Origin of the sequence: Planococcus sp. FY231025, from assembly GCF_052078085.1 — a bacterium.
GTDB lineage: Bacteria > Bacillota > Bacilli > Bacillales_A > Planococcaceae > Planococcus.
Genome location: NZ_JBQJJG010000010.1, coordinates 73,128 through 89,112 on the forward strand (window position 1 = coordinate 73,128; position 15,985 = coordinate 89,112).

A 15,985-nucleotide genomic window follows, 5' to 3' on the forward strand; every position below is an offset into this window, starting at 1 on the left:
GCTCAACCCATAGAAAAAAGCCGGCACGCGAATTGCGCACCGGTGTTTTCCATCAATCGATTGTTAAATAACGCACCAGGACAGAACCTGTTTTGGTTTCTCCGTAGACGAGCAGCGGTGCAGGAACAGGCTCTCCGCTGTCCTTGCTGAAGTGGATCGCTTTTTGCATGAATTGCCCCTGTTCATGGGTATATTCAACGTCGGGAAGCAGCAAGTCCATCTTGCCAAGATTTGAAGATAATTCGCCTCTCAATGGCAAGTGGGAAGGAATGTAGATTTCCACATTTCCTGCAAGCGTCTTCGCTTCGACTTTGCGGGCATCCTTACAGCGGGAAGTGACGACAATATTGCCGTTCAACGATTTCGTTTCCGCCGTCTGGATGTCGCCATCTACGTAGACGCGGCCGTTCAATGTTTCAGCTTCCAATTGCTTGCCGACCACTTCCTGCACTTGGATGGCGCCGTTCGCCGTCTCAAGTTCCGCTGTCCGGAAGCCGACATTTTTCACATCGATTTTGCCATTGGCCGTCTTCACTTTGATGACATCTGCATCAATGCGCTTCAAGGCAAATCCGCCGTTGAACAAACGGGCCGTGATGTGTTCGTAGGATTTTTCCGGAACGTATAGCACGACATTGACCTGGGTCGTTTTCATGTCGCTGATGATGCGCAACTTCTGGTCATCCGCAATAAATACGAACTTGTCCAGGAAGTCTTCTTTCGCCTGCATTTCCGACTCGGAACGGAACGCCTTGACGCTGCATTCCGCACGGATCGAATCGTCTTGGGACGGAAAGATTTCCAGTTGTCCGTTTGCGATGTCCGCAATGATATTGCTGATGTTCACGTTCTCCTGGCGGAATGTATGATGGAATTGGTAAGCTTCGCCGAACGGCGTATCGAATTCCATCGTTTTCAGCTTGCTGACCGATGTCTGCATGAATTCCATCATGCGGTCGCTCAACTGGTTCAAGTCTTTTGAAACATTTTTCGAGAAATCTTTTGTGAAGTCCTTCGACATTCTCTTGACCATGTCTTCCGGACGGAAAAAGCCCCGTTTCCCGCGTTTTTCACGGTAGTCTTCACGGCTGTAGGAATCGCGTGAGGACTGGCTTCCGCCGCCGTCTATCGCTTTCAATAATTCGACTGCTTCTCTTGCTGAGATGGTGCCATTTTCCACCATGTCTAAAATGCGTTCTTTTTCGCTTTGCATGTATTGCGGCCTCCTCATTGTCGGTTTCTTGAAAAGCGGCAGCTAGACATGAACCGATCTGTGTATTCTTCTAATTGATACGTTCCGGGCGGCAAAAAGTTTCACTTCGCCACTTTTTTCCTGCGGGTCGATGCTTTCTTCACAAGCGTTTCCATGCGTGCACGGTCGCGCTCCAGAATTGGGCTCAGATACTTGCCGGTATATGAACCTTTGACTGCCGCAATGTCTTCAGGGGTGCCTGTCGCGACAATCGTGCCGCCTTTGTCTCCGCCTTCCGGCCCCAAGTCGATGATATAATCGGCCGTTTTGATGACATCAAGGTTGTGTTCGATGGTCAAGACGGTATCCCCATTATCGACGAGGCGCTGCAGGACGAGGAGCAGACGCGAAATATCGTCCGCATGGAGCCCGGTTGTCGGCTCATCCAAAATGTAGAACGATTTGCCGTTGGACCGCTTGTGCAGTTCTGATGCCAGTTTGACGCGCTGCGCTTCCCCGCCCGACAACGTTGTTGCCGGCTGGCCGAGGGTGATATAGCCGAGGCCGACATCTACGATCGTCTTCAGCTTGCGGCTGATCTTCGGAATGTTTTCGAAGAAGGAAGACGCATCTTCAACTGTCATTTCCAGGACATCCGAAATGTTCTTATCCTTATACTTCACTTCGAGTGTTTCCCGGTTATAGCGTTTGCCGTGGCAGACTTCACACGGCACATAGACATCCGGCAGGAAGTGCATTTCTATTTTAATAATACCATCTCCGCGGCATGCTTCACAGCGTCCGCCCTTGACGTTGAAGCTGAAGCGTCCTTTTTTATAGCCGCGCACTTTTGCTTCATTCGTCGTGGCGTAGACGTCGCGGATATCATCGAACACTCCGGTGTAGGTTGCCGGATTCGACCGCGGCGTCCGGCCGATCGGCGACTGGTCGATGTCGATGACTTTTTCAAGCGCTTCGATGCCGTCCACTGACACATGCTGACCCGGCCGTGTCTTTGCGCGGTTCAGTTTCTGCGCCAGCGATTTATAGAGAATTTCGTTGATCAGCGTACTTTTGCCGGATCCTGAAACACCGGTTACGGCTGTGAATAGCCCCAGCGGAATGTCCACATCCACTTTTTTCAAATTGTTTTCATTGGCGCCGCGGATTGATATCTCACGGCCATCCGGCTTTCTGCGCTCTGCCGGCAGCGGGATGAATTTTTTGCCGCTCAAGTACTGCCCAGTCAACGATTTCTTGTTTTTCATGACTTTCTCCGGCGTACCGGCTGCGATGATCTCGCCGCCATGGACACCTGCGCCCGGCCCGACATCGATCAAGTAATCGGCCGCCATCATGGTGTCTTCATCGTGTTCGACAACGATCAACGTATTGCCGATATCGCGCATGCTCTTCAGCGTATTGATGAGGCGGTCGTTGTCCCGCTGGTGCAGGCCGATCGACGGTTCATCCAGGATATACAAGACGCCGGTCAGACGAGAGCCGATTTGCGTCGCCAGACGGATCCGCTGTGCTTCTCCGCCTGACAAGGTGCCAGATGCCCGGTTCAACGTCAAGTAGTCGAGGCCGACATTGATCAGGAATCCCAGGCGTTCATTGATTTCCCGGAGGATCATAGCCGCAATCTGCTTGTCTTTTTCAGACAGCTCCAAGCCGCTGAAAAATTGATCGGCTTCCACAATGGAATACTGGGATACTTCTGCAATGTGCAGGCCGTTCAATTTGACGGCAAGCGATTCCGGTTTCAACCGGTAGCCATGGCACGTCGGACATGGCTGTTCGCCCATGTATTTCTCCATCTGTTCACGGATCCAATCAGACGATGTATCCCGGAAGCGCCGGTCGACGTTTGAGAGCACGCCTTCGAAATGGATATGGTTGTCCCTGATCTGCCCGTAGTCGTTTTCATAGCGGAAACGGATTTTATCGTTGCCGGATCCATGGAGCAAGATGTTGATATGTTCTTCCGGCAGCTCGTTCATCGCCACATCCATATCGATTTTGTAATGCTTGCAGATCGCTTTCAAGAGCTGCGGGTAATACTGCGAACTTGTCGGCTGCCACGGCACGATGGCGCCCTGGTTCAATGACAGCGTCCAGTCAGGGATGACCAGTTCAGGGTCGACTTCCAGCTTATGTCCGATTCCGTCACATTCCGGGCAAGCGCCGAACGGCGAGTTGAACGAGAACATCCGCGGTTCGAGCTCGCCGATGGAGAACCCGCAAATCGGGCAGGCGTGGTGTTCGCTGAACAGCAATTCCTCCTGTTCCATTACATCCACCAGCACCCGGCCATCGGCGAGGCGCAGCGCCGATTCCAGCGAGTCGCTGAGGCGCGGCGCGATGCCTTCTTTCATAATGATGCGGTCGATGACCACTTCGATATTGTGTTTTTTATTTTTATCCAGATCGATGTCGTCATCCAGGTCGATCAGGTCGCCGTTGATGCGGACACGGACATAGCCCTGCTTTTTGATGTCTTCAAGAAGCTTGGCATGCGTCCCTTTCCGCCCAGCCACGATCGGCGCCAGAATCTGCATCTTGGTGCGTTCCGGATAAACCACGAGGCGGTCGACCATCTGCTCGATTGTCTGTGAAGAGATCTCGATGCCGTGGTTCGGACAGATCGGCTTGCCGATGCGGGCATACATCAAACGCATATAATCATAGATTTCCGTTACGGTCGCTACTGTGGACCGCGGGTTTTTGCTAGTTGTCTTCTGGTCAATCGAGATTGCAGGCGACAGCCCTTCGATCAAATCGACGTCCGGCTTGTCCATTTGCCCTAGGAATTGCCGTGCATAAGAAGACAGCGATTCCACATATCTCCGCTGCCCTTCTGCGTAAATGGTATCGAACGCGAGCGACGACTTCCCAGAGCCCGACAAGCCGGTCATGACGACCAGCTGGTCGCGCGGGATGACGACATCGATATTTTTCAAGTTATGCGCCCGTGCGCCTTGTATGCGTATTTCCTGGTTTTTCAAACCTAATCACCCTTCCGCTTTCAATTCAAGGACTGTATCGCGCAGCTCCGCCGCCCGTTCAAAATCAAGCGCTTTTGCCGCTTCCTTCATTTCTTTTTCGAGCAGCGTGATGAGTTTCACGCGGTCTTCTTTTTTGAGTTTCTTGCCGGCTGCTGCTTTGGAAACATATTCTTCCGCTTCTTCTGCAGCGACCGTTGCCCGGATGACATCCCGGATTTTCTTCTGTATCGTAATCGGCGTAATGCCGTGTTCTTCATTATATGCTGCCTGGATTGTCCGGCGGCGGGTCGTTTCGCCAATCGCTTTTTCCATCGAATCGGTCATTCTATCGGCATACATGATGACGTGGCCGTTGGAATTCCGCGCGGCACGCCCCATCGTCTGGATGAGCGAACGCTCCGAGCGCAAGAACCCTTCTTTATCGGCATCGAGTATGGTGACAAGCGATACTTCCGGAATATCAAGCCCTTCCCGCAGCAAGTTGATGCCGACCAATACGTCATAGACGCCCATCCGCAATTCCCGGATGATTTCAATCCGCTCCAGCGTCTTGATTTCCGAATGCAGGTAATTCACTTTGATACCGGCTTCTTTTAAGTATGCGGTCAAGTCTTCCGACATCTTCTTCGTCAGCGTCGTTACGAGCACCCGTTCATTGCGTTCGGTGCGCTGGTGGATTTCATCCATCAGGTCATCGATCTGCCCTTCAATCGGGCGCACTTCGATGGTCGGGTCCAGAAGTCCCGTCGGCCGGATGATCTGCTCCACCATTTCCGGCGTGTGTTCCAGTTCGTATGGACCCGGCGTGGCAGAGACGAACACTGCCTGGTGGATATGTTCTTCGAATTCATCAAACGTCAACGGCCGGTTGTCCATCGCCGACGGCAGGCGGAAGCCGTGGTCGACGAGCACTTTCTTGCGCGCTTGGTCCCCGTTGAACATCCCCCGCACCTGTGGCAGCGTCACGTGGCTTTCATCCACCACTAGCAGGAAGTCTTCCGGGAAGTAATCGATGAGCGTATAAGGCTGCGCCCCTGCCGGACGGAGCGTCAAATGGCGGGAATAGTTCTCGATTCCGGAACAGAAGCCCATCTCGCGCATCATTTCCAAGTCATAGCGCGTCCGCTGCTCCAGACGCTGCGCTTCGAGCAGCTTGTCTTCTGCACGCAATTCTTTCAGGCGTTCTTCCAGTTCCACTTCAATGTTTTCGATCGCTTTGACCATTTTGTCTTCGCGCGTAACAAAGTGGGATGCCGGGAAGATGGCGACATGCTCGCGCTCGCCGATGATTTCGCCGGTCAAGGCGTCCACTTCTCGGATGCGGTCGATTTCGTCGCCGAAAAATTCGACGCGCAAGCAACGCTCATCGCGTGAAGCCGGGAAGATTTCGACGACATCGCCGCGCACGCGGAACGTCCCGCGGATGAAGTTGATGTCATTCCGTTCATACTGTACATCTACCAGCTTGCGGAGCAGCTGGTTGCGTTCGATCTCCATCCCTTTGCGGAGGGAAACGACGAGCTCCCGGTACTCTTTCGGCGAACCGAGGCCGTAGATGCAGGAGACCGAAGCGATGACGATGACGTCGTCGCGTTCAAACAGCGAACTTGTTGCCGAGTGGCGCAATTTATCGATTTCATCGTTGATGCTGGCATCTTTTTCGATAAAGGTATCGGATTGCGGCACATAAGCCTCCGGCTGATAATAATCGTAGTAACTGACAAAATACTCAACCGCATTGTCAGGGAAAAATTCCTTGAACTCGCTGTAGAGCTGTCCGGCTAATGTTTTATTGTGTGCCATGACGAGCGTCGGCTTTTTCACTTGCTGGATGACGTTCGACATGGTGTACGTTTTCCCCGTTCCGGTCGCACCAAGCAAGGTCTGGCATTTCTTGCCGTTGATGATACCTTGGGTCAGTTCGGCAATCGCTGCCGGCTGATCGCCTGCCGGTTCATAGGGCGCTTGCAGGTTGAATTCCTGTTTCATAATAGATGTCCTCCCGTTCGTTCAGTCTCTCTATTTTATCATATGCCCTAAAAAAACCCCTAACAAAAAGCGAACGTATGTTTTTTTGGTGCTTTTCTTGGCAAATCAAAACCGGATTTCCAGACAAGCGCCTGAAATTCCGGCGGAAATATAAAAGGCGCAGCGGACTTTGGGTCCGCTGCGCCTTTTATTGAACACCCCCCGAAAGGAGCATCTTTATCTATTCATCTTCACGTTTCAATGCTTTTAATTGGTCGCTGTACTTGATAAATGCGTTTCGGTCGTTATTGTCCAGGGCTTCGTCGATGAGGGCCATCAATTGCTCTTCTTGCTGCGAACGGTGAACATGCTTTAGGAAAAGATCAAGATAAATATCGTTCAGCAGTTTTTCCGCTTCAGTCGTTTTCTTTGTCTGGGCCATCGCCTTCATGAAATCAGCATAAGAATAATAGTTTTCCATTCTTCATCACCCCGAATGCTTTTCATTAGTATACAATAAAAAAATCCAAAGGACAATCGTTTTTTGAAAATTCCAATGAATTAGACGCATTAGTTTTCAGCGGGTGTTTTTTCTGTGCTTTTCCGGTTGTTTCTTATGTATTTTCTGTTCGCTCCTATTTTGGGCGCTTGCTTTTCCAATCGGCTGGTTCAGAACAGAGAGCATCGCGATTTCTCTTGGCCCTTCTCCAGCCGGCATTTTCGGTTGCACCTCATTTTTTCAGAAAAATTTATATTTTCCATTTTAATGGATTGATTAATCTGGCATTTTCCTTATAATGTTATATATATAGTAAATTTGAGGGGTGTATTATATTGGGCAGAAAGAATTATCAGCCCTTGTCCTATACGATTTGCAGCAACACGTATGCACTTTTACCGTATGTGGATGGCCATCGGAACTGGACTCGGGTAATTGAAGACCGCAGCGAATTCGTCGTGGAGGAATCGGTCTATAAAATCGTCAGTTCCTCCTGTACATTCTATAGAGGTTCGCTTGAGAGTGCCACGCTCTATTCCCAAAAGGCCATCCGGGTCAAACACAAACCGCCGGTCATCATCGGCGAGTATTATGGCAATCCACTGATTTTCTTTCCGACCCATTCGCCGAAGAACCGCGACTCGGTCTGGCTCAACTTCGATGCCGTTGAACTGATCGACAGCGACGACAGCGGCAAGGGAACATTGATCCACTTGAGCAACGGCGCTATCGTGCCGCTTGATGTTTCACCAATCGCCCTTCGGAACCAGCACTCGTTTGCAGGCTCGCTGCGGAGATTTTTCAAAAATGCACAACAAGTGCACAAGCACCAAATGGTTTATTTGACGAAGCGCAGGTATCCGCCAAGAAAGCAACATCCTATGGATTGATGGAATGGAATACACGAGAGGCAGACTTTAGTCAGCCTCTTTTTTTTCGTCTTTTCCGTTCATCGCATCTCCCGGTTTGCCATCGCCAGATACATCCGCAGAAGTTCCTCCACCCGGTTGCGCAGCCGCACATTCAGATAGCGCCGATGGTCTTCATAGCCCCCGTGGAAGAAGACGAACTCGGTGAACGTATCGTCGCGTGCGCCCTTGAACATTTTCATATGGTGCTTGCGCATATGGATCTTCGTTTCCTTCAGCTCCTGCTGCACGTGCCGGATTGCCCCTTCCACCAGTTCCAGATACGGGCGGTTCAGCTTGAAAGATCCTTTTTCAAATAACAGGCGGTCGCGCTCCAGCACAATCAGCACCATCGGCAAATAAATCGCATTTTCGAAATGGACGATTTCCTCTTGTGAGATCAACGGCATGATTAACACCTCCTCAAAAGGGAACGTTTGTTCTCATTTTTAATTTTACCTGCATTTCCCGAAAATGCAAGAGCCCGCGGCAAATAAAAAAACCTGCGCCGGTTGCGGCACAGGCAGAACATTATTTGATGGAGCGGTAAACCCAGAGCGAGCCGACGAAAAACCCGGAGGAAACCCAGAGATAAGGCTCGTTCCAGAACCATACCGATACCGAGATGCCGGCAAAGGACAGCACAGTGAAAATGCCGGCCAGCATGCGGCTTTGGAGATTCCGCTGATGTTCACGCTCCCGGCCATCCCGGTTTTCCAGGTAATGGCGCATGCGTTCCGGTTCTTCCAGGTAATTGATGACTTTCTGCGGGAATACGCGCAAAGGGCCCGAAGCATTGAGCACCCAGCGAAGGACATCCCCCCGCCCGAATACGCGCTTTTCTTCCTGCTGGGAAGACGCCCATTCGATGACACGCGGACGTGCAAGCGCCAGCAAGTCGATGCCGGGATCGAGCACGTTGAGCACGCCGACAAAGATGGATGCCGCTCGGCCGAAGAAAGCGAACTCGGCCGGCAGCTGGACGGGCTGCGTGCGGACGATGTTCTGCATGTCCTTGAATAGCCGCTCCACGACAAAACTGTCCATCTGCATCAATTCGTTCGATTCATAAGCGGCCACCAAGCGGGCGATGGTGTCTGCCAGCAGCTCGCGGTTCGCCTGCGGCAGCAGGAAGCGCAATTCCTCGAGCGCATCGAGTACTTGATCATAATTTTTGAAGATGATGCCTTCGGCGATCCGCAGCACCGCCTGGGCGTCCGCTTTGGTGATGGTGCCGGTCATCCCGAAATCGATCAGTACGATGGTGCCGTCCGGCTTCAGCAAAATATTGCCGCCGTGCGGATCGGCATGGAACTGCCCGCCATAAAGGACTTGTTCAAGAAACAGGATAAACAGGCGCTCCGCAATTTCGTGGCGGTCGAGTTCATGCTTTTCAATAAACGCCAAGTCGGTGATGCGCGCTCCTTCGATCCATTCCATGACCAGCACGCGGCGGGTCGACACTTCATCGAAATAGACCGGAAAACGGATGCCTTCCATCCCGGAAAAGCGGTCTGCAAATGACCGCCCGCTCTGCAGCTCCTGGAGGAAATTCAATTCAGCGCCGATAGTTTCGGTCATTTCCCGCATCAATTGTGTGAAATTGATCTGCTTGGACAGCGGCGTGAAAGTTTTCATAAACCAGATGACAATGCGCATGGCCTGGAAATCCGCCCGCAGCAGCCGGTCGGTCCCCGGCCGCTGCACCTTCAGCGCGACAATGGTGCCGTCTTTCAAAACGCCTTTGTACACTTCCCCGATGGAAGCGGAAGCCACGGCGCTTGCTGACAGTTCGGATAAATAGCTTGTATAAGGAGAATTCCATTCGGATTCAAGCACGGAAACGATTTTTTCCCGCGCTACGGACGGCACCCGGTCGGTCAGCCCTTCCAGCTCTTCGAGAAACGACGGCGGCATGATGTCTGCCCGTGTAGACAGGAACTGCCCCATCTTGATCATCAGCCCGCCCAGTTTCAAAGCAAGCGTCTTGTACTGCTTGGCTTGCTTGGTGACGAGCCGGTTCCACTTCTCCTCCACGAGAGGATTCCAGGCGCCGCGGTGGCGCCTTTGGAACAGCGTTGCTTGTATATAGAATTTAACCGCCATGAAGACGATGCGATAAATACGGATAATCGAAATGCGGTTCATGAATAGGTCTCCTCCTCTCTGCGCTTTATTATAGAGCGGGATAGCGAAATAGTCCAAAAAATGGTATGTTTTCTATGGATGGAACTACATGAAGGGAGCATGGAAATGAACACAATTCATTATGAACAACAAGGCAATCTGGCCTTTATTACACTGAACCGGCCGGATTCGATGAATGCATTCAATTACGATATGTTGACGGAGCTCGGCCAGGTCGTTGAAGCGATCCGCATCAATCCGGATATCCGGCTGGTGATCTTTACGGGAGCCGGCGAGAAAGCTTTCAGCGTGGGGGCCGACTTGAAAGAGCGGAAGACGCTGACTGAGCAGCATGTCAAACGGAACATCTATAAAATCGGCGAGGTATTCTCTGCCATCGAAAACTTGCCGCAGCCGACCATTGCCATGATCAATGGCTTTGCGTTCGGTGGCGGGATGGAACTTGCCTTAGCATGCGATTTCCGCATCATCGCGGACGACACGCTGCTCGGATTGACCGAGACGAGCCTTGCCATCATACCGGGCGCCGGCGGGACACAGCGCCTGCCGCGCCTGATCGGCGAAGCCAAAGCCATGGAGCTGATTTTGACAGCACGCCGCCTGAAGCCTGCAGAAGCACTGGACTACGGCTTGGTGACAAAAGTCGCGTCGCGCGCCACGCTCATCGAAACAACGGGCGAATTCGCCGATCTGATGCTTGCCAACGGGCCGATCGCCTTGCAGCAGGCGAAATTCGCCATCAAGAACGGCATGAACGCCGATTTGCAGACCGGCCTTCACATCGAACGGAAAGCCTACGAGCTGACCATTCCGACAGAAGACCGCGTCGAGGCGCTCATTGCATTCGGCGAGAAACGGAAACCGGTTTTCAAAGGGAAATAAGCAGCCGTCCACAGCCACTGTTCGCCACAGCCAAATCCTAGGAGGGTATTTCATGAAACCGTTAATCGTCTATTACTCCTATTCAGGAAACAACGAAAAATTGGCTCTAGAACTGCGGGACAGAATCGCCTGTGACATGTTCGAGATCAAGGAGAAGAAGAAACGGAAAGACCTTTCCATTTTTGTCGATTTCCTGGTGAAGCGCAATTCGCGCCTTGCCCCGCTTGATTTTGATCCAAGCGGCTATGGGCCGATCATTTTGCTGGCGCCGATCTGGGCCGGGAAAATCGCTGCGCCGATGCGGACATTCATCAAACAGGAGAAGGATAAACTGACGGATTATTCCTTTATCACTTTATGCAGCGGCGCGGCTGGCCAGCGGGAAAAGATAGCGGCCGAACTGGCCGCCCTGACGCCGCATAAACCGGCGGCGGTGGCAGAACTGTGGGTCAACAACCTGCTCCCTGAAGAACAGCGCAATAAAATCAAATACGCAACCAACTTCCGTGTCCAAAAAGAACACATGAAGCAATTCGATGACGAGATCCGCTTCTTTATCGAAATGGCGTTGCATACCAAAAAAGAAGGAGCGCCTCTTTGAGGCGTTCCTTCTTGGTCTGTCGAGAGAGAAATAAAACACTTTTTCTTGCTGAAATAACCGATATTCCGCAAAACAGCTGCGCTTGCCGCGGGCGAGCGCCAAGCCTCCTCAGTCGCTTACGCGACTTGCGGGGTCTCGGCTGTCTCGCTGTCCCGCAGGCGTCTCCGCTGTTTTGCTTCATATCTCAGATAGCTCTATTAAAACGGATAAAGTTATCAGCTTTTAAAGAGCGAAACCAGCGCCGGCGCGTTTACGGGCTAGGCGAAGCTATGAGACGGATGCTTTTCCCGGCTCATGGCGAAAGCCAAAGAGGTGCACAAAAGTTTTTGGGCACCTCTTTTGCGACGAGCTTGCGCAGGAGCAATCGTCTTTGCCCTTCCCAAAGCGACCGAAGCGGGGTAAGACGTTTATTTCTTTGATAAACTTATCTAACGAAGGTTTCTCAACATCCTACAAAGCAGCCAATCAAGCAGATTGGTTGCTTTTTTTGTTCACTTCTCGCTTAATCCTTTAATTAAATAGCTATTAATGCCTATTAACGAGAATTATTTTATTAAATAATATTAATCCGTAGTTCAATTGTATGTCTAAAAAGTGATTTATGTGGGTATTCCTTTACTAACTGTACTTGTGGAAAGGCAAAAATCCGATTCCCCGTCCGCCTAAACATAAATAGGAGGTGAAACATGATAACGGCTGAAACGCACGCTCCTTTAAAGATGCATGTCTGGGCGCTTGGCATTCTGAATGTCCTTGATGGATTGCTGACGTTCATCGGACTTACCTTCGGCTTTATCACCGAAGGGAATCCGCTGCTCAGCTCGCTCTCGCCTTTTTCCATTTTGTCGATCAAGCTGCTGCTGTCCGTCTGCCTGTTCGCCCTGCTTTTTACACCGTTCATCTTCATCCGCTCCCGCCCTTGGCGCTACTTGTTGTTTTCCGCTAACGCTCTATACTCCATGATTTTGTTCCTGCATGCAGGCTGGCTCGCCCTCGTTGTCATCGCCTGAAGACCCGCGCCCGCACGCACAAAGACGCCCGGCTACTGCCGGGCGTCTTTGGTTTGGTTTTTATAAATATTTTTCCATCCATCCGGTAATCTGCTCCAGGCGGATGAAGCGCAAGTTCGGCTTGCCGGTGCGGGAAAGGTTGTGGTCCGCCTCCGGGAAGCGGACGAACTCCGTCTCTTTCTCCATGCTCTTCAGTGTCACATACAGCTGCTCGGACTGTTCGATCGGACAGCGGTAGTCGTTCTCTGAATGAAGAATCAATAACGGGGTGTTGACATCTTTGGCATATTTCAGCGGGGAATGCGCCCATAGCTTCTCGACATCACCCATATCTGCCCCGATCTGCCAATCGCTGAAATAATAGCCGATGTCCGAAACGCCGAAGAACGACACCCAATTGGAAATCGAGCGTTGGGTGACGGCCGCTTTGAACCGGTCCGAATGGCCGACAATCCAGTTGGTCATGAATCCGCCGTAGCTGCCGCCGGTGACGCCGAGGCGTTCCGCATCAATCCAGCTATGTTCTTGGATCACCGCTTCGAGTGATGCCATGATGTCTTCGTAATCCGCACCGCCGTAATCGCCGCGCACTGCATCGACGAATTGTTGGCTGTAGCCGTGGCTGCCGCGCGGATTGACATACAGCACGCCGAAACCGCGGGCTGCTAGGAGCTGCATCTCGTGGACGAACGTGTTCGCATACATCGCATGCGGGCCGCCGTGGATGTTGACGACAAGCGGATATTTCTCCCCTTCCGCAAAATCGCGCGGCTTCATGAGCCAGCCGTGTACGTCCCAGTCATTCGCTCCTTTCGCGATGACGGATTCCGGCTGGATCAATTCCGTTTCTTCCAGATAGGGTTTATTGAAAGCCGTCAAAGCTTCGCGTTCGCCTGTCGCAATGGTCAATTTGTACAATTCGCCCGGGTTGACTGGATTGCTGATGGCGGCAACCGCAAAGGTTCCATCAAGTGAAATGTCATATCCGTAGACATGCTCCATCTCCGGTGACGCCGGATATACCGCGCCGTCAAGCGAAGCGAAATACAGCCGCACATCGCCCATGGACGACACTTGGAAATACAAATGATCATCCCTTGTCCAGACAAGTGCCGGTGCTGCTGCCGCCTGTTGGTGGTCGGCAACGACGTAATCGCCGACCGGGGCATCGATGCCTTCTGTCAGGCCGAAGCGCGTCCCGGCACTGATGTCGTACACGTAGACTTCTGTGTGCGTTGCATTTTCGTATCGGCGCGTGCTTCCGATAAACGCGATTTTTGTGTCATCGAACGAGAACGCAGCACCGTCGAAATAGCCTTCTTCATCGGCGATCAGGGTTTCCTCTTTTGAATCTGTGTCATATAAGTACAGCGGCTGGCGGAATACGAAATCGAGGTTCTCTTCGCGCGTCACGCCGTAGACGAGTTTCTTGCCGTCATGCGAGACCGCTTCAAGCGTGTAATTGAAATCGCCTTCGGTCAGCTGCTCCGTCTCCTTCGTCTCCACATCCACCCATCCGATATGGCGGTGCACATCCTGCGGCAACAAGCCCATGCCGTCCATCTTGTATTTCAGTTTGTTGACGAATACCGGCTCCGGTTTTTTCTTTTCCTCTTTTTCTTCTTTCTCAGAGAATGCTTGGCCGTCTTTGACCAGCGCATCAAACCAGATTTTTTTGCCTTCCGGGGACCAGCGGAACGCATTGACGCCTCTTTCGAAATCGGTCAATGCCCGTGCTTCGCCCCCGCTTGCCGGCATGGCGTACAATTGTTTTTTCTCGTCGCGCGTCGAGAGAAACGCCACTTGGCTGCCATCTTCCGACCATTGCGGTGAAGATACCCGTTCTTTGCCATGGGTCCATTGCGTGATTTTTCCGGTAGCCAACTCTCCGTGGAACAGATGCCCTATGTATGTATTTTCTTCTTCATCCATCATCGTCCGGACGAACAGCACCTGCGTGCCGTCCGGCGAAATCTTCGGGTCGGTTACCGATTCCAGAACTGTGAGGTCTTTTATGTCCACCGCTTTTTTTGCCATTATAATTCCTCCCTAGGAATATATTTCGATTGCCGCAATAGTTGCTCTTCTAACTATAAGGAAAACTGTCCGGCTATACAATTAAATTCATCCGCAAAAGAAAAAATGGCTTAGGCTGCAAGAGCCTAAACCGGTTATATTATCTATTCATCGCCTGGTCTTTCAAAGAACGGCGCAGGATTTTTCCTGTTGTGTTCTTCGGCAGGTCTTCGAGGACCTCGAAGTTGCGCGGCACTTTGTATTTCGCCAGATGCTCCGAGCAATAGGCGCGGAGGTCTTCCACCGATACCGACGGGTCTTTCAGAACGACATAGGCATTGACTTCTTCTCCGAAATTCGGATCCGGCAAACCGACAACTGCGGCTTCCAGGATGCCCGGATGGGCGAATAGCACTTCTTCTACTTCGCGCGGATAGACGTTATAGCCGCCGACAATGATCATGTCTTTTTTCCGGTCGACGATGAAGAAATAACCTTCTTCATCGACGCGCGCCAAATCGCCTGTGTAGAGCCAGCCGTCACGGAGCGCTGAAGCGGTTTCTTCCGGCATCTTATAATAGCCTTTCATGACGTTCGGGCCACGGACGATCAATTCGCCGACTTCGCCGACCGGCACTTCTTCGCCCAACTCGTTGACGACTTTGTTTTCAACATTGACGATGGATGTGCCGATTGAACCAGCCTTGCGTTCACGGTTGATCGGGTTGAAGCACGTGACCGGCGAGGCTTCGGACAAACCGTAGCCTTCAGAGATGCGGACATTGAACTTGTCCTCAAAGTTATGGAGCAGTGCAACCGGCATTGCGGAGCCTCCGGAAATCGCCAGACGCACGGAAGCGAAATCTTCCGGCTGCGCTTCCGGGAACTGGTACATGAAATTGAACATGGTCGGCACGCCTGCAAACACGGTGGCCCCTTGCGACTTGATGGCTTCGAACACTTCTTTCGGATTGAAGCGCGGAACCAGGATGATCGTCGCCCCCATCAAAAGCGGTGCATTGACGACCACAGTCAACGCGAAAACGTGGAAGACCGGCAAGGTCGCAACGATCCGGTCGTCTTCTTGCATCTGCAAGTAGACGCCGACGTCGCGTGCATTCGAATAAAGATTTGCATGCGTCAGCATCGCGCCTTTTGGCTTCCCGGTGGTTCCGGATGTGTAAAGGATGACCGCTACATCATCATCCGCTACTGCTACCGCTTGTTCGACAGCCGGAGAAGCCATCAACAAGCGCGTGAACGAATGGACTTTCGGCTTGACGGCGTCCGGCAGCTGCGCCATTTTCTCGGCAGCCGAAGGATCGGTTTCACATATGATATAAGCGCCCACGTTCGGCAGCGCCCCATGTGCTTTTTCGACGAGCGGCAGCAGCATGTCCAGCGCGATGACTGCTTTGGCATCGCTATCTTTGACTATGTAAGCGATTTCATCTGGCGTGTAAATAGGGTTGATCGGTACAGCCGTAGCCCCTACCCGCATCGTTGCGTATAAAGCGATCATAAAATGCGGCGTGTTGCCAAGCAGGAATGCCACATGGTCCCCTTTTTGTACCCCAAGGTCCTGCAGTGCGCCGGCGAATTTTGCGACCGATCCGTCAAATTCTCCGTAAGACGTATCTTTCCCCATAAAGTGGTACGCGGTTTTACCCGGATTCTGTTGTGAAATTTCATGAACACGGTTAACTAGAGTCATCTTCCATCCCTCTTTCGTATTGAATGAATCCTCATTCAT

General features: G+C 52.0%; 12 protein-coding genes. 4 read left to right on the forward strand and 8 right to left on the reverse strand.

Features of this window, described 5'->3' with window-relative positions; all coding sequences use genetic code 11:
* Positions 1–52 precede the first annotated feature (52 nt).
* The 4 genes from ACTL32_RS15660 to ACTL32_RS15675 form a co-directional block, all read right to left on the reverse strand.
* A complete protein-coding gene (locus ACTL32_RS15660; protein ID WP_441342355.1) occupies positions 53–1,213 on the reverse strand; it encodes a DUF4097 family beta strand repeat-containing protein in 1,161 nt (386 codons plus the stop codon).
* A 101-nt stretch (positions 1,214–1,314) separates the two neighbouring features.
* Complete coding sequence (gene uvrA / locus ACTL32_RS15665; RefSeq protein WP_441342356.1) at positions 1,315–4,200, reverse strand: excinuclease ABC subunit UvrA; 2,886 nt, start codon at positions 4,198–4,200, stop codon at positions 1,315–1,317.
* Positions 4,201–4,206: 6 nt separating this feature from the next.
* On the reverse strand, positions 4,207–6,189 hold the full coding sequence (gene uvrB / locus ACTL32_RS15670) for an excinuclease ABC subunit UvrB (protein WP_441342357.1): 1,983 nt from the start codon (positions 6,187–6,189) through the stop codon (positions 4,207–4,209).
* Positions 6,190–6,409: 220 nt separating this feature from the next.
* Positions 6,410–6,649 (reverse strand): IDEAL domain-containing protein, encoded by a 240-nt coding sequence (locus tag ACTL32_RS15675; protein ID WP_204893013.1) that lies wholly within the window; start codon positions 6,647–6,649, stop codon positions 6,410–6,412.
* A gap of 353 nt (positions 6,650–7,002) precedes the next feature.
* On the opposite strand from ACTL32_RS15675, the gene ACTL32_RS15680 reads away from it, so the two are divergent.
* Positions 7,003–7,557 carry a competence protein ComK gene (locus tag ACTL32_RS15680; protein WP_204893012.1) on the forward strand — a complete coding sequence of 185 codons (555 nt, stop codon included), beginning with the start codon at positions 7,003–7,005 and terminating at the stop codon, positions 7,555–7,557.
* A 59-nt stretch (positions 7,558–7,616) separates the two neighbouring features.
* On the opposite strand, the gene ACTL32_RS15685 is transcribed toward ACTL32_RS15680, so the two are convergent.
* Positions 7,617–7,985 (reverse strand): hypothetical protein, encoded by a 369-nt coding sequence (locus ACTL32_RS15685; RefSeq protein WP_441342358.1) that lies wholly within the window; start codon positions 7,983–7,985, stop codon positions 7,617–7,619.
* Positions 7,986–8,106: 121 nt separating this feature from the next.
* A complete protein-coding gene (locus ACTL32_RS15690; RefSeq protein ID WP_441342359.1) occupies positions 8,107–9,723 on the reverse strand; it encodes an ABC1 kinase family protein in 1,617 nt (538 codons plus the stop codon).
* Positions 9,724–9,828: 105 nt separating this feature from the next.
* Here ACTL32_RS15690 and ACTL32_RS15695 point away from each other — a divergent pair, with 105 nt between their 5' ends.
* The 3 genes from ACTL32_RS15695 (at position 9,829) to ACTL32_RS15705 (ending at position 12,216) form a co-directional block, all read left to right on the forward strand.
* Positions 9,829–10,605 carry an enoyl-CoA hydratase-related protein gene (locus tag ACTL32_RS15695; protein ID WP_441342360.1) on the forward strand — a complete coding sequence of 259 codons (777 nt, stop codon included), beginning with the start codon at positions 9,829–9,831 and terminating at the stop codon, positions 10,603–10,605.
* Positions 10,606–10,657: 52 nt separating this feature from the next.
* On the forward strand, positions 10,658–11,206 hold the full coding sequence (locus ACTL32_RS15700; protein ID WP_441342361.1) for a flavodoxin family protein: 549 nt from the start codon (positions 10,658–10,660) through the stop codon (positions 11,204–11,206).
* Positions 11,207–11,892: 686 nt separating this feature from the next.
* A complete protein-coding gene (locus ACTL32_RS15705; protein WP_441342362.1) occupies positions 11,893–12,216 on the forward strand; it encodes a DUF5658 family protein in 324 nt (107 codons plus the stop codon).
* A 60-nt stretch (positions 12,217–12,276) separates the two neighbouring features.
* Here the strand turns inward: ACTL32_RS15705 and ACTL32_RS15710 are convergent, their stop codons facing one another.
* Both ACTL32_RS15710 and ACTL32_RS15715 read right to left on the reverse strand, forming a co-directional pair.
* Positions 12,277–14,253 (reverse strand): S9 family peptidase, encoded by a 1,977-nt coding sequence (locus ACTL32_RS15710; RefSeq protein ID WP_441342363.1) that lies wholly within the window; start codon positions 14,251–14,253, stop codon positions 12,277–12,279.
* A gap of 139 nt (positions 14,254–14,392) precedes the next feature.
* Complete coding sequence (locus tag ACTL32_RS15715) at positions 14,393–15,946, reverse strand: fatty acid--CoA ligase family protein (protein WP_441342364.1); 1,554 nt, start codon at positions 15,944–15,946, stop codon at positions 14,393–14,395.
* Between the last annotated feature and the right edge of the window lie 39 nt (positions 15,947–15,985).